The organism is Halomonas korlensis (assembly GCF_900116705.1).
GTDB lineage: Bacteria > Pseudomonadota > Gammaproteobacteria > Pseudomonadales > Halomonadaceae > Halomonas > Halomonas korlensis.
In genome coordinates this window covers 39,896-59,984 of sequence record NZ_FPBP01000002.1, presented here as the reverse complement: position 1 = coordinate 59,984, position 20,089 = coordinate 39,896, and the positions used below count along the sequence as shown (strand labels likewise).

The window sequence follows — 20,089 nt, the reverse complement described above, 5'->3', positions numbered from 1 at the left end:
TGACTTGCCAATAGCGTCAGGCGCTGGCGGTCTGCTTGGCGCCAACCAGCTCCTTGAGCGCTGCCTCGAGAATGCCGAGGCCTTCCTCGAGCACGTCATCCTCGATGGTGACGGGCATCAAGAAGCGGATGGTGTTGCCGTACATGCCGCAGGACAGCAGGATCAAGCCCTTCTCGCGGGCCTTCTTGCACAGCGCGCCCGCCAGGTCGGCATCCGGGGTATGGTTGGCCTTATCGGATACCAGATCAATCGCTGCCATGGCGCCCATGTTGCGGCCATTGTCCACGCAGTCGAAGTCCTGCTGCCACTGGGCGAAGCGCTTGGCCAGCTTGTCGCCGAGCGCCTGGCTCTTCTCGAGAATGCCTTCCTGCTCGAAGACTTCAAGTACCGCCAGCGTCGCCGCGCATGAGACGGGGCTGCCGGTATAGGTGCCGCCCAGCGAGTTGGCGCCAGACGCGTCCATGACCTTGTCGGTCCCGACGATGGCCGAGATCGGCATGCCATCGGCCATGCTCTTGGCCATGGCGATGATGTCCGGCTCCACGCCGCTGTGCTCGATGGCGAACATCTTGCCGGTGCGGCCGAAACCGCTCTGGACCTCGTCGACGATCATCAGCATGCCGTGCTCGTCACAGATTTCGCGGATCGCCTTCAAAAAGCTCGTCGGCGCAGCATAGAAGCCGCCTTCGCCGAGGACCGGCTCCAGCACGATCGCTGCGGTGTCCTTGGGATTGGCGTCGGTCTTCAGCGCCATCTTCAGGCCGCGCAGGGCCTCGTCCTCGCTGACGCCGTGGTAGGGCACTGGGTAAGGGGCGCGGAAGACGTTGCCCGGCATGGAACCGAAGTCGGTCTGATAAGGATTAACCTTGCCGTTCATGGCCATGGTCATGAAGGTCCGGCCGTGATAGCCGCCATCGAAGCAGATCACATTATTCTTGCCGGTGGCGGCGCGGGCGACCTTGACCGCGTTCTCAAGTGCCTCGGCCCCTGAGTTGGCCAGCATGACCTTGGCATGACCCCGCACCGGCGTGATCTGGCTGAGCTTTTCCGCTACCTTCACGTAGCCCTCATAGGGCATCACCGTCTGGCAGGTATGCATGACCTTGTCGAGCTGGTCCTTGACCGCCTGGACGACCTTGGGGTGGCGATGGCCGATATTGAGCACGCCGATACCGCCGGCAAAATCGACGAAGCGATTGCCGTCGGCATCCCATACCTGTGCGTTCTCGGCACGGTCGGCGAAAGCCGTGGCGGGGCTGGCGGCGCCGTTGGCTACATAGCGCTGCTTGAGTTCGTTGAGCTCTGCGTTATTCATGAATCCTGCCTCCTTGTGAGACGTTGCGGGCGATCAGAGGCCGCCGACACAGACATATTTTAGTTCAGTGTACTCGTCCAGGCCGTGTCGTGAACCCTCGCGACCCAGGCCCGATTCCTTGACGCCACCGAAGGGCGCCAATTCCGTGGAAAGAATGCCTTCATTCACGGCTACCATGCCATATTCCAGCCCTTCCATGACATGCCAGATGCGTCGGTAATCGCGCGCATAGAAATAGGCTGCCAGGCCGAATTCGGTGGCATTGGCCATCGCGACGGCCTCTTCCTCAGTGTCGAAGCGAAAGACCGGCGCCAGCGGGCCGAAGGTTTCCTCGCTGGCGACGCGCATCTCGGTGGTGACGTCGGCGATGATGGTGGGCTGGAAGAAGGTGCCGCCAAGGGCATGCGGCTCACCCCCGGCGATCAGTCGGCCGCCCTTGGCCAGCGCATCGTGGATGTGCGCCTGGACCTTGTCGACGGCGGCCTGGTTGATCAGCGGCCCCTGGACCACGCCGTCGTCCAGGCCGTTGCCGACCTTGAGCTCGGCGACACGGGCGGCCAGCTTATCGAGGAACGTCTCATAGACGCCCGACTGCACCAGCAGACGGTTGGTGCACACGCAGGTCTGGCCGGAGTTGCGGTACTTGGAGGCGATGGCGCCTTCGACCGCGGCATCCAAATCGGCATCGTCGAAGACGATGAACGGCGCGTTGCCGCCCAGCTCCATCGAGGCCTTCTTGACGGTGCCGGCACACTGTGCGAGCAGCTTCTTGCCCACCGGGGTGGAGCCAGTGAAGGAGATCTTGCGCACTCGCGGGTCGGTGGTTAGTACTTCACCGATCTCGGCTGGACGCGAGGCGGTCACGACATTGAGCACCCCGGCAGGGAAGCCGACATTCTCGGCCAGCTTGGCCAGCGCCAGGGCGGTAAGCGGCGTCGCCTCGGCGGGCTTGATGACCACCGGGCAGCCCGCGGCGAGGGCCGGGGCGCACTTGCGGGTGATCATCGCCAGGGGGAAATTCCACGGCGTGATCGCTGCCACGACCCCGATGGGTTCGCGAAAGACCAGGATACGCTTGTCGACGCCATGGCTGGGTAGGGTTTCGCCCGCCATGCGCTTGGCTTCTTCGGCGTAGAACTCGACGAAGGAGGCGCCATAGGCCACTTCGCCCCGCGATTCCGCCAACGGCTTGCCCTGCTCCAGGGTCATCAGCCTGGCGAGGGGTTCCTGGTGGGCCATGATGGCGTCGAACCAGGCACGCAACAGGGAGGCCCGCTCCTTGGCGGGCAGCTTGCGCCAGGCGGGCCAGGCGGCCTCGGCGGCGGCAATCGCCTCGCGCGCCGCGTCGCCATCGAGATCGGGCACCTCAGCGATCACCTGGCCGGTGGCGGGATTGGTGACAGCAAAACGGCGTTCACCATCACGCCATTGGCCAGCAATATAGACCTTGTCGATCAGCAGATCGGCTTGCGGGGTCATGTCCACTCCTGAGGCGATTGATCATCATGTCGAACAAGTGTGCAGTATTTAAAACGCCGCGCCAAGCCTCACCGTTTTGCCAGCGTGGGCATTCGGCATGATCGCGAATTCATGATCTTGAACCATCGGCGCCGGCTTGGCTTTCGGCTACAATCAGTCGCCGAATTTTTTTGGCACGCTTCGGTGTGCCGTTGGTCTTTTGCAAAACTCGAGGTGAGCCTTGGTCGATGCCCTGAATGCCTGGTGGGCCCAGCAGCTGGTGCTATGTGATTGGGCTTTTGCGCCCGACCCGCTGTCGATACCCGCCGACGCGGCGGTCGCACGCCTGTCTGCTCTGGGCATCAATGACCGGGGTGAACTGGGCTGGCGCTTGCTGGGCATCATGGACAGTGGCGGCAGTGGCGTCGATGCGGGCCACTTGCTGGATGGCCTTGAGCTGATTGCCCTGGCGGGGGCCGCCGGGTGGCTGTCGTCTTCTAGGGCTTGCCATTGGACGCAGCGCCTGGCCGAGGAAATCACCGCCCATTACGCCGACCTCGATGCCTGGCTGGTCGCCTTGCGCCAGGCGCGCAGCGCCCAGGGGTGGGAGCGAGGGGACGATGGCTTTTGTGAGGCCTGCGACGCGCTTTCCGTGCTGGAGCATGAGGGCGATGGCATCACCTGGGAGCGGCTCGAGGCGTGGCTGGCCATCCATGACGAGACACTGCCGCTCTGGCCCGATGCGCCCGGCGAGCGGGTCTGGCGCCTGCGCGCTGGCTTCGCGCCGGTGCTCGACGTGCCGGGCTCGGTGATCGACTGGGCCGACCTGGAAGGGTGGCTGGTCGAGGCCTGGCAGGTCCGCGGACGCGACGACTTGATACGTGCCTTGCTGTGGCTGGGGGCTCAAGGCGATCGACAGGGATGGGATCTCGACGCCACGCGCCTGCTGACACTGAACGACATTGAGCGGCGCCAATGGCGCGACGGTCTGGAGGGCACCGAGCGGGGCTATGGCCGAGTATTGCTGGGCTTCGTTGATCAGGGCGAGCCTTTGGAGTGGGCTGCCTGGGACTGGCTGCGGCTGATCGACCTGGCGTGGGCGGGGGCATGTCTGGGATGGCTCGGCGCCGAAGAAGCCGAACGATTCGCCCTGCATGGCGGCGATCTGATCGTTCGCCGTTACAGCGATTGGTCGGCGCTGGCCCGGGCCTATCAGCGCGGTCGCAGCCTGTTCGAAGGGCGTAATCGTCTCTCGTCACTCGGCAGCGATTGGCGATTGTTGTTGCAGTCGCCGGTGAGCCCGTGGCGCACGCCGCTTCAGGGCCTGTTGGCGCCGGCATCGATCGAGGCGTCGCGTCAGTTCATTCGTGGCTGGCGGCGCGACCCGCATCACTGGGTGCTGGCGTTTTCGGCGGTGCGCGAGCCGGAAGTCGCGACCCGCCAGGGTCCCCGCTCCGCTCCGCTTGCGGTGCGTCGCGAGGATGCGCGGGAGTATCTGCGCGAGACCCTGGACCTGCATGCCGAGGAGGGCGTGCAGGCGCTGGCCCGCTACTGGTTGCCGGCCCAGGCTCACCATCTCAACCAGCTGGCCGCCGATGCGGTACACGGTGGCTTGCCACCGGCAGAAACTTTCTTCGGACGCCCCGACCCCGAGGCCCTGGCGAGCCGCGATGCATTGCGCCAGGCGAGCCGTCATGCCGCGACCGTCCACATGGCCGAGAAGTACGCGTTCTATCTGCAGATGGCCTTTGATAGCGAAGCCTTCGATAGTGAGGGCTTGAACGTGCTGTGCGAAGCGCTGCGCAGCTCCTTGTGCCGCTTCTACCCCGACGGCCGACGCTTGCTCGAGGCCTGGGCCAGTTGGGAAGCGCTGCTGCCCGAGGAAGGCCAGCCGTCGCTGGTCGACGAGATCCGCTGGCACCTGGACGATCCGGGCAGCGTGTTCCATTGGCTTGATTGGCAGACGGTTGCCTGGCAGGAGCCTGGTCCGCGGCCGAGCCTTGCACACTTCACGGCGATGTCGCTGGTAGGTCCACTGAACAGCGCCGCCTGGAGCCTGCCGCACGCCGAGAGCGAGCGCGAATGTGTTGCGATTCGGGAGTGGGTCGATGGGCATTATGGCCTGCACTCGGCCGATGAGTTGATCGATTTTCTGGACACCCTGCTCGAGGCCGGCGACCGGCAGGAGTATCAGATCAACTATGCCCCCTATACCCTGAATGCCGGTCGACTCGCCTCGGAGATCAGCACGCTGGAGTCGGGCGAGTGCAGCGAAGAGGAGGGGCATCATCTGCTCCGGCTGAAGCGGGTGCGCGACAACGAGGATGGCTGCAACGAGACCGACTTGGCGGCCTGGGACATCTCGCAGGCCGTTGACCTGGCCATTGCCGGCCGCCAGCTCGGCTGGCTCGGCGCGTCGGACTTCGTTTCGCTGCTGGAACGGGCCCACGCCCTGGCCGCCGCCCACTACGGCGGCTGGGAGGAATTCGCCCGGGGCCTTTACGCGGGCTTCTCGTTCTTCATGGGCGAGACGCCGGAGCGGGAGGCCTTTCTCGCCGGCTTCCGGCAAGCGCTCGTCGCCTGGCTGACGGCAGCCCCTCCCTTGGCCGGACCCTGGGCAAGCCTCGATTACCCCGGGGCTCGCCCCAGTCACTGGGCGCCCATGCACATCGACACCTTGCCAGGCGATACCCACGCCCTGCATTGAGCACTCGCCTTGTGCCGAGCAGGTGATTTATAGTGCAGGCCTTATCGACAGGCTCCCATGTGGGCAGTCTGCGCCATTGAAGTGAGTCGCCGGCAGGCCGCTGCGGCAGTGATACCTAAATTTTTCCGGCATCACTGCCACAACGACATCCACCGAATCGAGACACGCGAGCGATCGCGCCGACGGATAGGGTGCGGCTCAAGAAATGAGGTCGTTGCCAGATGAGCGCCCCCCGGTCATACAGAATCACAATAATTGTGGCTTGCGTTGCCTTTCTGGTTGGTTGTGCCAACGCACCGCATGATCCCGGCGCCCAGCCGGTCCCGGACGATTATTTCGCCCAGCAGCTGCCGGGGTTACCCGACGACTGGGATCCCATGATGTCACCGATCGACAATCCTGTCCGCAACCTGGAACGCTTTCAGCAGCCTTCACCCGCCGTGGTGCGCCAAGCGCTTCTCGACCAGCATGAGCGCTGGGTGGGTACACCCTACCGATTGGGCGGGACGACGGGGCAAGGTGTCGATTGCTCGGCGCTGGTGCAGAATATCTTCAGTGACAGTTTTCGCTATGAGCTGCCGCGAACCACGGGTGAGCAGGTGGAACTGGGCGAAGCAGTAGTGCGTAGCCAGCTACAGGCCGGCGACCTGGTGTTCTTCCAGCCGCCGGGTCCCTACCGGCATGTGGGTATCTATCTTGGCGAGGGGTTGTTCCTGCATGCTTCCAGGTCGCAAGGGGTGATGATCTCGGAACTCGACAACCACTACTGGCAGCGTTATTACTGGCAGGCCCGGCGGCCCCTCGAGCCGGTACAACTGGCTCAGCGAGCCGCGACTACCGGCAACGGATGAGCGATACGGCCGGCCGTATCGCGGCGCGCAGCCGCCCTTGGTGGCGCGCGACCCTGGCGCTCTGCCTGGGGTCGTTTCTCGTCTTCATCAATCTCTATGCTCCCCAGCCGCTGTTGCCGGCCTTGCGGACCGAGTTTGGCGTCTCGACGCTGGTGGTCAGCCTGGTGATGTCGTTGGCCACCTTGTCCCTGGCGGCCTCGCTGTTGGTCTTTGGTCCGCTTTCCGATGCCATTGGCCGTGACCGCATCATGCGCTACACGCTGCTGACGGCCGGCTTGATGTCGCTGGGGCTGGCACTGGCGCCGAACTTCGAGACGCTTTTGCTGCTGCGCACCCTGCAAGGCTTCGTGCTGGGAGGGCTACCGGCAGTGGCCATCGCCTGGATGGGAGACGAGTTCGACCGGCCGGCGCTGCTCTCGGCGGTCGGGCTCTACATCGGCGCCAACACCCTGGGCGGAATCGGCGGTCGTGTGGTTGGTGGCGCCGTGGCCGAAGTCGGCGGCGCACCGGCAAGCTTCATGACGGTGGGCCTGATGACGCTTGTCGGTGTGGCACTGTTCTGGAAGCTGCTGCCGGCGTCACGGGCCTTCACGCCGCGCCCCTTCGAGCTGAAGGGCGCCGTGGCCGACCTGGCCGGCCACCTGCGCAACCCCCTGTTGCTCGGCGCCTACTTATTGGGTGGTTTCAATTTCCTGATCTTCATCAACCAATACAGCTACATCACCTTCCGCCTGGCCGATGCACCCTTCGGCCTGGGCGCCCGTCTAATCGGCCTGATCTTCGTGACCTATCTCGGCGGTACCCTGGGGTCGGCGCTGTCGGGGCGTCTGGCCAGGTCCTTGCCCCAGCCGGTATGCATGATGCTGGGGATCGGCATCCTCATGGGCGGCACGATCGTTACCCTGGCAAGCTCGCTGCCGGTGATCATCGTGGGTCTGACGATCAATGCCTTCGGCTTCTTTCTTTCGCATTCGATGGCGTCGAGTTGGGTGGGGCGCCACGCCGAGCGGGCCCGAGGCAGCGCCTCGGCCCTGTATCTGGTCTTCTATTATTGTGGGGCGAGCCTCGGGGGCTTGTGGCTGGAGCCGTTCTGGCAGTTGGGCGGATGGACGGGCGTGGCGATCGGCTCCTGGCTGGTGCTGGGCGCGACCCTCACCATCGCCGGCTGGCTATGGCGCCGCGAGAAAGCGGTCAATGCACGGCTTTCAGGATAGGCCGCCGGCTTCATCGCCCCAGATCTCTTCCAGCCTCTCGACGCGGCCGCAGGCCGACTTGTAGAAGCGGTAGCGCACCGGGTTTTCCTGATAGTAGTTCTGGTGGTAGTCCTCGGCGGGGTAGAAGGCCTCGAAATCGGTGATCTCGGTGGCAATCTCCTCATCGAAGCGCTCTTGCAAGCTGGCAAGGCTTGCCTCGGCGAGGGAGCGTTGTTCGTCATCGAGCACGAAGATCTCGCTGCGGTAGCTGTCGCCCACGTCGCAGAACTGACGATCCACGGCGAAGGGGTCGATATTGCGCCAGAACACCTCAAGCAGCGTTGCGTAGTCGACCACGCTCGGATCGTATTCGATCTCCACCACCTCGGTATGGCCGGTGTCACCCGCCACGACTTGATTGTAGGTGGGGTCTTCGACGTGTCCGCCGCTGAAACCCGAGGTAGTGGAGAGCACGCCGTCCACCGGGTCGAAGGCCTCCTCCACGCACCAGAAACAGCCGCCGGCGAAGACGGCACGAGCGCTGGAGGCTTCTTCTTCAGCCATCGTCATGGCGGGGGCGCCCAGAGCAATGGCGGCGGGCAGGGCGAGCACGAGGCAGCGGCCTGGCGATAGCGTCATAAAACGTGTCATGGGATGGTTCCTTGGCTCAGGGATGGTAGATTGGATGTTGTCGCTTGCGGAGGGTTCCGTACAACCCTTGTTTAAACATGATCCGCGTACCGGCGCAATGCGCTGACAAGGTGCTGTAAGGTATCGCGACACACCACGACCCAACTCACTGATACCTTGGCTGCCACGCGGGCAGCCTTTTCCAGGAGCCTAGCCTTGACCCGACGTCGCTTGATTCTCTTGGCTGCCATTGTGCTTGTCGTGGCCATCTATTTTCTCAGCGGGGCGCATGACGTTCTTACCCTGGCCAATCTGCAAGCCGAACAATCGCGCTTTCAGGCCTGGCTGGCGGCAGAGCCATTGACGGTGGCCGGTGGCTTCTTCCTCCTTTATGTGATGATGGCCGCGGTGTCGCTTCCCGGCGCCACGTTGCTGACGGTACTAGGCGGTGCCCTGTTCGGTTTCGGTTGGGGCCTGGTGTTGATTTCCTTCGCCAGTACGCTGGGGGCGACGCTGGCGGCGCTGATCGCTCGCACGCTGGCGCGGGAGCCGCTGGAGCGTCGCTTCGCCGTTCAGCTAAGGCGGATCAATGCCGGTATCGAACGGGAAGGGGCGTTTTACCTCTTCACCCTTCGGCTGATTCCATTGTTCCCTTTCTTCGTGATCAATCTGGTCATGGGGCTGACGCGCATGCGCCTCTGGACCTTCTACTGGGTCAGTCAGCTCGGCATGTTGCCCGGGACGGCAGTCTTCGTGAACGCGGGCCGGGAGTTGGGCGAGCTCGAGTCGCTTGGCGGGGTACTGTCGCCGGGGTTGATCGGCTCTTTCGCACTGATTGGGCTGTTTCCCTGGCTGGCGCGTGGCCTCGTGGCGCTGGGCAAGCGCCGCCAACTGGCCAGGCGTTTCGATCGGCCGCGGCATTTCGATCACGATATCGTGGTTATTGGTGCCGGTTCCGCGGGGTTGGTGGCAAGCTACATCGCCTCGGCGGTCAAGGCGAAGGTGGCGCTGGTGGAGCGCGACCAGATGGGCGGGGATTGCCTGAACACCGGTTGTGTGCCCTCGAAGGCGTTGATCCGGGCCTCGCGGTTGGCCAGCGATATTCGCGATGCCGAGCGTTTCGGCATTCGGGCGGGCGAGCCGCAGGTGGATTTCGCGGCGGTCATGGGCCATGTGCATCGGGCCGTCCGTGAGGTGGCGCCACACGACAGCCGCGAGCGTTACGAGGGCCTGGGAGTGGAAGTGATCGGCGGCCAGGCGCACCTGGACGATCCCTGGCGGGTGCGCGTCGGTGAGCGTGTCTTGACGACGCGCCATGTGATCATCGCCAGTGGCGCCAAGCCGCGCGTGCCGCCCTTGCCGGGCCTGGAAAGTATCGAGGTGCTGACCTCGGACAATCTCTGGCAGCTAGAGCACCTGCCGCAACGCCTGACGGTACTGGGTGGCGGGCCCATCGGCTGCGAGCTGGGGCAGAGCTTTGCCAGGCTGGGCAGTCGCGTAACTCTGATCGAGATGGGGGAGCAATTATTGCCGCGTGAGGATCACGATGTGGCGGCCCAGGTCGAGGCGCGCCTGATCGAGGAGGACGTCGTGGTGCGCACCGGCACGCGTGCGCTGCGCGTGGTGACTGATACTGAGGGAGGGCATGGGTTGGAAGTGCAGGCCGCCGAGGCAGGAGAGTCGCCCTGTGAGACGCTGCCTTTCGACCGATTGCTGGTGGCCGTGGGTCGTCAGGCGAACGTGAAAGGCCTGGGGCTGGAGGCATTGGGAGTCGAGACGCGCGCGGACGGCACGCTCGCCGTGGACGAGTCGCTGCAAAGCGTGCTGCCCAATGTCTGGGCCTGTGGCGATGTGACAGGCCCCTACCAACTCACTCACGCCAGCGCCCACCAAGCCTGGCACGCCACGGTCAATGCCCTGTTCGGTGAGTTCAAGCGCTTTCGGGTCAGTTACCGGGCCTTGCCGGCAGTCACCTTCACCGACCCCGAGGTGGCACGGGTCGGCCTCAATGAGAACGAGGCCCGCCGTGAGGGCACCGAGGTCGAAGTGACGCGCTATGAGCTCGGCGAGCTGGACCGCGCTATCGCCGAGGGCCAGACCCGGGGGTTCATCAAGGTGCTGACCGTGCCGGGCAAGGACCGTATTCTCGGCGCAACAATCGTCGGCCACGGCGCCGGAGAGATGCTTGCCGAATTCACCCTGGCCATGACCCAGGGGATCGGGCTCAACAAGTTGCTGGGCACGATCCATCCTTACCCGACGTTCAGCGAGGCGGTGAAGGCCACGGCGGGGAGCTGGAAAAATGCCCACAAGCCGGAACGCGTGCTGGGATGGCTGGCGCGCTATTTCGCCTGGCGGCGTGGCGAGACACGACACGACGACACGACAGGACGCTGAGATGCTCGACCGCTGGACCATGCCATTGACCCAAGGGCCGTTGACGACGCTGGCGCGACGCATCGCGAGGCTGGGGGTGCGTCCCGACCAGGTGACTCTGGTGGGCTTTCTGGTCGGCATGCTGGCGTTGCCGCTACTGGCCATGGAGTGGTATTTCACTGCGCTGGCCGTGATCCTCCTCAACCGCCTGGGCGACGGCCTGGACGGCGCACTGGCACGTCATCTTGGCCATACCAGCGATGCCGGAGGCTTCGTCGATATCGGCCTGGATTTCGTCTTCTACGCGGCGGTAGTGCTGGGTTTCGCCCTGGCGGATCCGCCGTTCAATGCGCTTCCTGCCGCCTTTCTGCTGTTTGCCTTCATCGGTACCGGCACCTCGTTTCTGGCCTTCGCGATCATGGCGACCAAGCACCAGCTCGAGCGGCCGCAATTCGAACGCAAGGCCTTCTACTATCTGCATGGGCTCACCGAGGGAACCGAAACGGTGATGGCGTTTGTAATCTTCTGTCTGTGGCCAGCGCACTTTCCGTGGCTGGCCAGCATCTTCGCACTCGCCTGTCTGATAACCACGGCGACCCGCCTCTGGGGTGGTTACAGGACGCTGAGAAAATATTAGCGAGGATCGTTCGACAGGAGGCATCGCCAGTATCGGCAAGCCTATAAAAAAGAACCTATGAAAGAAATGCTTACGCAAAGAAAAGGGGCAGCCGATGGCTGCCCCTGGATTCTGCCTTGCGTGCTGGCATTGAGCGTTTAGCGTCGGCTCAGTGCTGTTGAGCCTGTTCGCCTTCGCCGTGACCATCGCCTTCGCCATGGACATGGCCGTGCTCGACCTCTTCTTCGCTGGCGGGACGAACCTCGGCGATTTCCACGTCGAAGTTGAGCGTCTGGCCCGCGAGGGGGTGATTGCCGTCAACCACGACCGTATCACCTTCCACCTGGGTGACAGTGACCATCAGCGGGCCGCCCTCGGTCTGCGCCTGGAACTGCATGCCCGGCTCGACGCTTTCGACACCCTGGAAGGCATCGCGTGGCACTTCCTGCACCAGCTGCGATTGTTTCTCGCCATAGCCTTCTTCAGGTGCAACGGTGGCATGGACCTTTTCACCGGCTGCATGGCCTTCAAGTTCCTTCTCGAGGCCCGGGATGATGTTGCCAGCGCCGTGGAGGTAAGTAAGCGGCTCGCGGCCCTCCGAGCTGTCCAGCACCTCACCTGCGTCGTTGGTCAGAGTGTAGTGAATCGCGACAACGGAATTCTGCTCAATCTGCATGGAGATACCTTTCGGTGAGTGCATGTAGCGCGACATGGTAACGCGGGAATCAATGCGCTGACAGGGTAATGGAAGAATTTCAGGATACTTCTCTGAATCCTGAGGCGATTTCACGCTCGCCAGCGTAGATTGAACACCCACTAACCTGGTTGCGTGGCTTAACCGGCGGCGATACCCTTGGCACATTGATGTTTTCATTCAAATGCTTGTTCACCCCTCTGGAGAGTATCCATGACCCAAGCCGTGATTTGGCTGATCGCCTTCGCCGTGATCTTTTACCTGTGCTATGCCCGTTGGGAGCCCAGCGTCAGTCGCGGACTCGACAAGATCCTGCCGTCAGTGATGAAGACCCACGGCAACAACCGCCTGGTATGGAGCCTGGCGCTGGCCGTGCTCGGCGCCACGACTGTGGTTCGTCCGGTGGATATCCTGCTGACGGCCATTCTCATTGGCCTGGCGGTCCTGATCGGGGTCAAGCTGGTCGGCTGGGCAAAGACCAGGGCAGACTTTCACTGAGCGGCCCGGGCAGCAAATAAGCCCTGAACAAAGTGTGTCCGAAAACCATAAACGCCCGCGGCAACCTATTGCCGCGGGCGTTTATGGTTTATCACGTTTATCTGGGCTACCTCAGTAGCTCACGGCTGGATCAATAGGGCGCAACGCTGACATTCGAGCCGCTGCCGATCAGGCGGACTCGCTGACCGACCTGATAGTTCTGGTCGGCTTTCTGAACGATCACGACGTTCTGGCCGTTGTCCTGGCGGATTTCCATCTCCCAGGCGGTGACACGATTCGTGGACTCCTCGGCCTTGGTGCCGGCGACGGCGCCACCCAGCGCACCGGCAACGGTCGCAAGCTGGCGTCCTGAGCCACCGCCGACCTGATTACCCAGCAGACCACCGATCACGGCGCCGCCACCGCTTCCCAGCAAGCCTCCGGCGCGGCTATCGGCCTGGATCTGAACCTGGCGAAGGGCGGTGATGGTCCCGAAGCTCACGGTCTGTGCCGACTTGGCCTGGTTGCCCGAATACACATTGCCGGAATAAGGAGAGGTGTTGGCACAACCGGCCAGTGTCAAGGCGCTGAGTGCCAGCACGGGAAGAAGACGTTTCATGGAGAACCTCCTGCAGGATATCGGGACATTCGTTCGGAGCAGCGAGCTGTGAGGTGGGCTCTTGTCCTGCTGCCGGACACGAATCATTTAAAAACAGTGTTCATTAAACAGCTTAAAGACCTATTGTATGTTTGACCAGTCCAGCGGGGTGTAATTGCTGGCCAGTGTACGCGCTGCGTTGGTAAATAAGTGTGAAAATTTGGCACAAGAAAAGGGGAAGCAGATCGCTTCCCCCTTAAGGCTTGCCCGTCGTTATCGAGGCGGGCGGTGCTCAGCCGAACTGGTTCATGGTGTTATCCTTGCCGCCGGCTTTCAGCGCCGCATCGCCGTGGAAGAACTCCTTGTGATCATCGCCGATGTTGGAGCCGGCCATGTCCTGATGCTTGACCGTGGCGATGCCTTCGCGAAGCTCGCGGCGCTGCACGCCTGCCACGTAGGCCAGCATGCCTTCCTCGCCGAAGTAACCCTTGGCCAGGTTATCGGTGGACAGCGCAGCAGTGTGGTAGGTCGGCAAGGTGATCAGATGGTGGAAGATACCGGCTTCACGGGCGCTGTCGCGCTGGAAGTTGCGCACCCAGTCATCGGCCAGCTTACCAAGTTCGGTATCGTCGTACTCGGGACTCATCAGGGCAGCACGGTCGTAGGCGGAAACGTCCTTGCCTTCCTTCTCCCAGGCATCGAACACCTGCTGGCGGAAATTGAGGGTCCAGTTAAACGACGGCGAGTTGTTGTAGACCAGTTTGGCGTCGGGCATGACGTTGCGAATGCGGTTGACCATTGCCGCGATCTGACCAACATGGGGTTTTTCGGTTTCGATCCACAGCAGATCAGCGCCGTTCTGCAGGCTGGTGATGCAGTCGAGCACCACGCGGTCCTCACCGGTGCCCGGCTTGAACTGGTAGAGCCCCGAGGCGAGACGCTTGACCTTGACCAGCTTGCCATCCTGCTTGATGACCACGTCGCCGTTGTTGATATCCGCTGCGCTGTCGATCTCATCGCCATCCAGATAGCTGTTGTACTGATCGCCCAGGTCGCCCGGTTCCTTGGTCACGGCGATCTTCTGCGTGAGGCCGGCGCCCAGCGAGTCGGTGCGCGCGACGATCACGCCGTCTTCGACCCCCAGTTCCAGGAAGGCGTAGCGCACGGCGTTGATCTTGGCGATGAAGTCCTCGTGAGGCACGGTGACCTTGCCATCCTGATGACCGCACTGCTTTTCGTCGGATACCTGGTTCTCGAGCTGGATACAGCAGGCGCCGGCTTCGATCATCTTCTTGGCCAACAGGTAGGTGGCCTCGGCATTGCCGAAACCAGCATCGATGTCGGCAATGATCGGCACCACATGGGTTTCATGGGCGTCGATTTTCGCGATCAGCTGCTCGGCCTTGGCGTTGTCGCCCGCTGATTTAGCCTCTTCCAGATCACGGAACAGGTGGTTGAGCTCCCAGGCATCGGCCTGACGCAGGAAGGTATAGAGCTCGCCGATGAGGCTCGGTACGGTGGTTTTCTCGTGCATGGACTGGTCGGGCAGCGGCCCGAACTCAGAGCGCAGGGCAGCGACCATCCAGCCGGAAAGATAGAGATACGAGCGCTTGGTGGTGCCGAAATGCTTCTTGATCGAGAGCATTTTCTGCTGACCGATGAAGCCGTGCCAGCAACCCAGTGACTGGGTGTATTGCGAACTGTCGGCGTCATAGGCCGCCATGTCGTCACGCATGATCTTGGCGGTGTAGCGGGCAATGTCCAGGCCGGTCTGGAAGCGGTTCTGGACGCGCATGCGCGCCACGTACTCGGGATTGATATTGTCCCACTTGCCACGCTGGGCCTCGCGCAGCTGAGCCAGTGCCTTGAGTTCGTCGTTGAATGCTGCCATGGGGCCATCCTTCAGGTCAGGAGGGTGTTTCGTGATCGTAATGCCTGATTGCTTTCTAGGCATTTCGGTCGCTGGAATCGCGGGGCGCAATATTTGTTCTCGTTTATGCTGCACCTGCGAAGTCATTTTAGATTCGGCCAGTAGCCGTGCATTGTCACTACGGCTTTGGTCGAACTTCGAGCGAGGCGATGTCTCTAGAACATCCTCTTGAACACCCAGAGCCCAATCGCTGTCTGCCTGGTGATCACTTACCTCGTCATAGAGCCTACTGTGTGCCTTGATGGCGGGCTTCGGCAATTGGCATTTGGGGGAAAGGTAGGTTGTAGCTTGACTACAAGCGCGGCGTTTCGCGGGTGATTCTTGTAGTCATTTGCCGGCGCTCGTCAGTCTGGAAAGGGCTCAAGACGTCAGCAGTAGCCGCATATTGCGATGCAAAATGCCCGCCTCGATGAACTCCTCTCCGAAGGGGCGAAAGCCGAGTGCTTCATAGAAGGCCAGAGCATGGGTCTGGGCGGCGAGCTCGACGGCGGTATGTCCATGGCGTCTTGCGGCGGCGATGGCTGCCTGCATTAGCGCTACACCGATGCCGCGCCCACGTACCTCGGCCAGTACCGCAACGCGGCCGATGTGGGCATCGGGCAGCAAGCGTGCGGTGCCCACGGGACGGCCGTCGATCAGGGCGAGAAAGTGATGGCTCTCGGGGTCCCGACCGTCCCACTCTTCCTCACGGGGGACGTGCTGTTCCTCGATGAACACCACGCGTCGAATGCCGCTGGCCGCGTCTCTCAAAGATAGCCAGTCGCCTTCGAGGATCTCCAGTGATGAGAACATGGTTAATCCGTATCGAATTCGCCGACCCACCCCAGGCTGCCGGCATCGAGCAGTTGCGTCAGTACCTCGGGAGCGCCCTCAAGCGCGAGCAGCTCTGCATCGAGTGGCGTGTCAGAGGCGATCGCTCTGGCCAGCTGCAGATTGCAGATAATGCCGTCGCCATCGGCGAAAAGCGTTGCCTGATCGTCTTCCATGGCCCGCCAGGCGAAGCGGGAGCCGGGGCTGCGCACCAGCTCTTCGCCGTCCTGTAGCGTGGCGACAAGCGCTTCGATGTCGGACGGCTCCTCGTTGACGACCAGCTGGTCAACATACTTGGGTTGGGTCATCACCCGACCGAACCACTGGGCAAGCTGGGCCGGATCATCGAGGGTGTCGAGAATCAATGCCCGCATGCGAGCAAGCGCGGCATCGTCGAGTTCCGCCGGGTCCCGCGGTGGCGTCATGCCGGCATCGGCATAGCGCCGCGAGGCGGGCAGCTGCTCGCCCAGATAATCGGCGAACGAGGTGATGGCCTCATCCGCCGACGGCGCACGAAAGCCCACCGAGAAGGTCATGCAGTCGTCGGATTGACTGACGCCGTGATGCGCCCAGCCGGGGGGCAGGTAGAGCATGTCGCCGGGCTCGAGCAGCCAGTCCTGGTTCGGCGTGACCTCGAAACGCTCGAGAATGCGCAGGTCGATCCCCTCGAGAATCGGCGCGTCATCGGCGACCCGGCCCCCCAGCTGCCAGCGCCGCGTACCGCTGCCCTGCAGCAGGAAGACGTCGTACTGGTCGACATGCGGCCCGACGCTGCCGCCGGGCGGCGCATAGCTGACCATGATGTCGTCAAGCCGCCAACGGGGCAGGAAGTCGAAGGCGGCAAGCAGCTCGGCCACCTCGGGCACGTAGTGGTCCACGGCCTGAACCAGCAGCGACCAATCGCCCTCGGGAAGCTCGGCAAAGGTGGCTTCATCGAAGGGGCCGTCACGGATCTGCCAGGGTCGCTGGTGGCCTTGCGAGTCGCGGCCATGCTCTTCGACCAGGCGGGACTCGATTCCTTCCTCGCAGGCGAGGCCTGCCAGTTCGTCGGCATCCAGCGGGCTCTCGAAGCCCGGGATGGCACCACGGATCAACAGGGGCTGGCGTTGCCAATAATCGTGGAGAAACTCGGCGGCGCTCAGGCCGCCCAGCAAGACGCGGGGCGTGTCGGCGGACATAGGGTCAGAGTTTCCTGGCTTGGTCGGCGGCATTGCCGATATAGGTAGCGGGTGTCAGCGTCTTGAGCTCCTGCTTGACCGTCGCCGGCAGGTCCAGCGTGTCGATAAAGGCGGCAAAGCCGGCCTGGTCGATGCGCTTGCCGCGGGTCAGTTCCTTGAGCTTTTCGTAGGGCTTCTCGATGCCGTAGCGGCGCATCACGGTCTGGATGGGCTCGGCGAGCACTTCCCAACTGCTATCGAGATCGTCGGCCAGGCGCGTCGGGTTGGCCTCGAGCTTGCCGATGCCCTTGAGCGCGGCGTGGTAGGCGATCAGCCCGTAAGCCAGGCCCACGCCGAGATTGCGCAGCACCGTGGAGTCGGTCAGGTCGCGCTGCCAGCGCGAGATCGGCAGCTTCTGGGTCAGGTGGCCGAGAATCGCGTTGGAAAGCCCCAGGTTGCCCTCGGCATTCTCGAAATCGATTGGGTTGACCTTGTGCGGCATGGTCGAGGAGCCGATCTCGCCGGCGACGGTCTTCTGCTTGAAGTAACCCAGCGAGATGTAGCCCCAGACGTCACGGGCGAAGTCGATCAGGATGGTATTGAAACGGCAGATCGCATCAAACAGCTCGGCGATGTAGTCGTGGGGTTCGATCTGGGTAGTGTAGGGGTTGAAGGTCAACCCCAGCCCCTCGACGAAGTGACGCGCGTTGGTTTGCCAGTCGACCTCGGGGTAGGTGACCAGGTGGGCATTGTAGTTGCCGACCGCGCCGTTGATCTTACCCAGCACCTCGACGCTCTCGATCTGGCGCAACTGGCGCTTGAGGCGATAAGCCACGTTGGCCATCTCCTTGCCCAGCGTGGTGGGCGTCGCCGTCTGGCCATGGGTCCGCGACAGCATCGATTGGTCGGCATGCTCATGGGCAAGGTCAGCGATCTGGTCGGTGACCTGGTGCATCACCGGCAGCAGGGCGGCGAGGCCGTCGGTGAGCATCACGCCGTAGGAGAGGTTATTGATGTCCTCGCTGGTACAGGCGAAGTGCACGAACTCGGTGATGGCATGCAGCTCGGGCTGGTCGACGATGCGCTCCTTGAGGAAGTATTCCACCGCCTTGACGTCATGGTTGGTGGTTCGCTCGATTTCCTTGATGCGCTCGGCATCGCTCACCGAAAAGCCATCAATGATCGCTTCCAGAAAGGCATTGGCCTCGGCGGAAAGCGCGGGGACTTCGCCGATCTCCTTGATTTCGGCGAGTCGCTGCAGCCAGCGAATCTCGACGATCACGCGGGCTCGAATCAGGCCAAATTCACTGAAGTGCTCGCGCAGGCTTTCCGCCTTGGTGGCGTAGCGGCCGTCGACCGGCGAGAGGGCGGTAAGGGCGGAGAGGGGCAGGGAAGCGGCTGGCATGGCGTGGATGTCCAAACAGGGAAAAGAAAGGGGATCAGCCCAGCTGGTCGAGCGTCTTCTTGAGCGAGCCGCGCTGGACGACCAGCTTCCAGCGGCGACCGCCTTGCTGGTGCCACAGCAGCGCGAAGCGGATGCCGGCGAGCAGGATGGCGCGCACGCGCTCGGGCATCATGCGACTCTGCAACAGCGAGGGGTCACCCTGGACGACGATGCGCGTCTTGAAGGTGGACACCGTTTTCTGGTAGGCCTCGCCGAGGCTTGCGATCACGTTCTCGTGGGTTTCGCCGAAATGCTCGGCCTGGCCCTGGATGCGGGTCAGGTGCTGGCCCAGCTCGTCCATCATGGCGTTATTGCTGCGCAGCTTGCTCATCAGCATCAGCAGCGAGAAACCGTAGCGCAGCACGACCGGGTTGGCCTGGCGGCGGCCGACGACCGTTTCCAGCACCTCGAGGCCGCGGCGCAGATTGTTGGGGTGGCCGCCGTAGATCGCCTCGAAGCTTTCCGGGTTAGTGTCCAGGGTGGCATGGATCAGGGTTTCCCAGGCGCGCTGATCGACCTGGCCGGTGCGGGCCAGTTCATCGACCAGGCTGGCGGCCTGGAAGACACCGGCCAAGGCCAGCGCCTGGCGCGCCACGGGAGTGTCCGGGGCGCGATGGATCGGAGTGGAAGCGCTCATGCGGCGAGCTCCTTGGCATTCCAGGTTTGGCGGATCACCCCACCGCCGAGGCAGATGTCGCCGTCGTAGAGCACCAGCGACTGGCCTGGCGTGACGGCACGCTGGGGCTGATCAAAGTGGACGTCGACGCCGCCGTCGTCGCGCACCTGGACTTGGCAAGGCACGTCTTCCTGGCGATAGCGGGTCTTGGCCATGTAGCGAGCCTCGCGCGCCGGGGGTTCACCGGCCACCGGAGTGCCGGCCACCGGGATGCCGGCCACCGGAGTGCCGGCCACCGGAGTGCCGGCCACCGGAGTGCCGGCCACCCAGTCCACTGCTTCGGTGGCAAGCGAATCGGTATACAGCATAGGGTGGTGCTTGCCCTGGACGACGACCAGCACGTTGCGTTCGAGATCCTTGGCGGCGACGTACCAGGGGGCGTCCGGATAGTCGGCCACACCGCCGATGCCCAGGCCCTGTCGCTGCCCCAGGGTGTAGTACATCAAGCCCTGATGTTCACCGATGACCTCGCCATCAGGCGTCTCGATGCGCCCCGGCTGGGCCGGCAGGTACTGCTGGAGAAAGTCGCGAAAGCGCCGCTCGCCGATGAAGCAGATGCCGGTGGAGTCCTTCTTTGTCGCCGTGACCAGGTCGTGCCGCTCGGCGATGGCGCGCACCTCGGGCTTTTCCAGTTCGCCGACCGGGAACAGCGTGCGCGCGATGGCGGCCTCCGGCACGGCGTGCAGGAAATAGCTCTGGTCCTTGTTGGCGTCCAGGCCCTTGAGCAGGCGTGGCCTGCCATCGCGGATGCCTTGACGCACATAGTGACCGGTGGCGATCTTCTCGGCACCGAGCATCTCGGCGTACTCGAGGAACACCTTGAACTTGATTTCGCGGTTGCACAGGATGTCCGGGTTCGGCGTGCGTCCGGCCCGGTACTCGGCGAGAAAATGCTCGAACACATTATCCCAGTATTCAGCCGCGAAATTGGCGGTGTGCAGCTTGATGCCGAGCTTCGTGCAGACCGCTTCGGCATCCGCCAAATCGTCCTTGGCGGTGCAATATTCGGTGCCGTCGTCCTCATCCCAGTTCTTCATGAACAGACCTTCGACGTCGAAGCCCTGCTCAAGCAGCAGAAGGGCGGATACGGAAGAGTCGACGCCGCCGGACATGCCGACGATCACCTTGCCTGGAGGGGCTGTCATAGGAGCTCTCGG

The 20,089-nt window shown here is 63.2% G+C and carries 17 protein-coding genes; 6 read left to right on the top strand and 11 right to left on the bottom strand.

The window, feature by feature from the left end; all coding sequences use genetic code 11:
- Positions 1-16: 16 nt before the first annotated feature.
- Positions 17-1,315, bottom strand: coding sequence for a 4-aminobutyrate--2-oxoglutarate transaminase (gene gabT / locus BM341_RS03025; RefSeq protein WP_089792808.1), 1,299 nt, complete (start codon positions 1,313-1,315; stop codon positions 17-19).
- Positions 1,316-1,348: 33 nt separating this feature from the next.
- Positions 1,349-2,794 carry an NAD-dependent succinate-semialdehyde dehydrogenase gene (locus BM341_RS03020; RefSeq protein ID WP_089792806.1) on the bottom strand — a complete coding sequence of 482 codons (1,446 nt, stop codon included), beginning with the start codon at positions 2,792-2,794 and terminating at the stop codon, positions 1,349-1,351.
- A 220-nt stretch (positions 2,795-3,014) separates the two neighbouring features.
- Here BM341_RS03020 and BM341_RS03015 point away from each other — a divergent pair, with 220 nt between their 5' ends.
- The 3 genes from BM341_RS03015 (at position 3,015) to BM341_RS03005 (ending at position 7,545) form a co-directional block, all read left to right on the top strand.
- Positions 3,015-5,480, top strand: coding sequence for a DUF1266 domain-containing protein (locus tag BM341_RS03015; protein ID WP_089792804.1), 2,466 nt, complete (start codon positions 3,015-3,017; stop codon positions 5,478-5,480).
- 257 nt (positions 5,481-5,737) lie between these two features.
- Entirely contained in the window at positions 5,738-6,331 is a 594-nt protein-coding gene (locus BM341_RS03010; RefSeq protein ID WP_245784140.1) for an NlpC/P60 family protein, read from the top strand.
- Positions 6,328-7,545, top strand: coding sequence for an MFS transporter (locus BM341_RS03005; protein ID WP_089792799.1), 1,218 nt, complete (start codon positions 6,328-6,330; stop codon positions 7,543-7,545). Before BM341_RS03010 ends, BM341_RS03005 begins: the two co-directional genes overlap by 4 nt.
- Here BM341_RS03005 and msrA read toward each other — a convergent pair.
- Complete coding sequence (msrA, locus tag BM341_RS03000; protein ID WP_089792797.1) at positions 7,537-8,175, bottom strand: peptide-methionine (S)-S-oxide reductase MsrA; 639 nt, start codon at positions 8,173-8,175, stop codon at positions 7,537-7,539. The genes BM341_RS03005 and msrA overlap by 9 nt on opposite strands.
- 195 nt (positions 8,176-8,370) lie before the next feature.
- Here msrA and BM341_RS02995 point away from each other — a divergent pair, with 195 nt between their 5' ends.
- Both BM341_RS02995 and BM341_RS02990 read left to right on the top strand, forming a co-directional pair.
- Positions 8,371-10,551 (top strand): FAD-dependent oxidoreductase, encoded by a 2,181-nt coding sequence (locus BM341_RS02995; RefSeq protein WP_089792795.1) that lies wholly within the window; start codon positions 8,371-8,373, stop codon positions 10,549-10,551.
- Position 10,552: 1 nt separating this feature from the next.
- Positions 10,553-11,167, top strand: a complete 615-nt coding sequence (locus tag BM341_RS02990; RefSeq protein WP_089792793.1) for a CDP-alcohol phosphatidyltransferase family protein — start codon at positions 10,553-10,555, stop codon at positions 11,165-11,167.
- A gap of 148 nt (positions 11,168-11,315) precedes the next feature.
- Here the strand turns inward: BM341_RS02990 and BM341_RS02985 are convergent, their stop codons facing one another.
- Complete coding sequence (locus BM341_RS02985) at positions 11,316-11,822, bottom strand: FKBP-type peptidyl-prolyl cis-trans isomerase (RefSeq protein WP_089792791.1); 507 nt, start codon at positions 11,820-11,822, stop codon at positions 11,316-11,318.
- Positions 11,823-12,053: 231 nt separating this feature from the next.
- Between BM341_RS02985 and BM341_RS02980 the strand changes: the two genes are divergently transcribed.
- Positions 12,054-12,338, top strand: a complete 285-nt coding sequence (locus BM341_RS02980; protein ID WP_089792789.1) for a hypothetical protein — start codon at positions 12,054-12,056, stop codon at positions 12,336-12,338.
- 130 nt (positions 12,339-12,468) lie between these two features.
- Here the strand turns inward: BM341_RS02980 and BM341_RS02975 are convergent, their stop codons facing one another.
- The 7 genes from BM341_RS02975 to mnmA all read right to left on the bottom strand — a co-directional run bounded on the left by BM341_RS02975 (position 12,469) and on the right by mnmA (position 20,077).
- Positions 12,469-12,936: an outer membrane lipoprotein gene (locus BM341_RS02975; protein WP_089792787.1), complete on the bottom strand. Its 468-nt coding sequence runs from the start codon at positions 12,934-12,936 to the stop codon at positions 12,469-12,471.
- Positions 12,937-13,207: 271 nt separating this feature from the next.
- The gene (locus BM341_RS02970; RefSeq protein WP_089792785.1) at positions 13,208-14,806 is read right to left on the bottom strand and encodes an isocitrate lyase; all 1,599 of its coding nucleotides are present in this window, start codon (positions 14,804-14,806) and stop codon (positions 13,208-13,210) included.
- 399 nt (positions 14,807-15,205) lie between these two features.
- Positions 15,206-15,637: a GNAT family N-acetyltransferase gene (locus tag BM341_RS02965; RefSeq protein WP_089792783.1), complete on the bottom strand. Its 432-nt coding sequence runs from the start codon at positions 15,635-15,637 to the stop codon at positions 15,206-15,208.
- A gap of 2 nt (positions 15,638-15,639) precedes the next feature.
- A complete protein-coding gene (locus BM341_RS02960) occupies positions 15,640-16,833 on the bottom strand; it encodes a cupin domain-containing protein (protein ID WP_089792781.1) in 1,194 nt (397 codons plus the stop codon).
- A gap of 4 nt (positions 16,834-16,837) precedes the next feature.
- Positions 16,838-18,202, bottom strand: coding sequence for an adenylosuccinate lyase (purB, locus tag BM341_RS02955; RefSeq protein WP_089793408.1), 1,365 nt, complete (start codon positions 18,200-18,202; stop codon positions 16,838-16,840).
- A 49-nt stretch (positions 18,203-18,251) separates the two neighbouring features.
- Positions 18,252-18,893: a high frequency lysogenization protein HflD gene (hflD, locus tag BM341_RS02950; protein WP_089792778.1), complete on the bottom strand. Its 642-nt coding sequence runs from the start codon at positions 18,891-18,893 to the stop codon at positions 18,252-18,254.
- Positions 18,890-20,077 (bottom strand): tRNA 2-thiouridine(34) synthase MnmA, encoded by a 1,188-nt coding sequence (mnmA, locus tag BM341_RS02945; RefSeq protein WP_089792775.1) that lies wholly within the window; start codon positions 20,075-20,077, stop codon positions 18,890-18,892. The genes hflD and mnmA overlap by 4 nt, the downstream gene beginning before the upstream one ends.
- Positions 20,078-20,089: the final 12 nt, after the last annotated feature.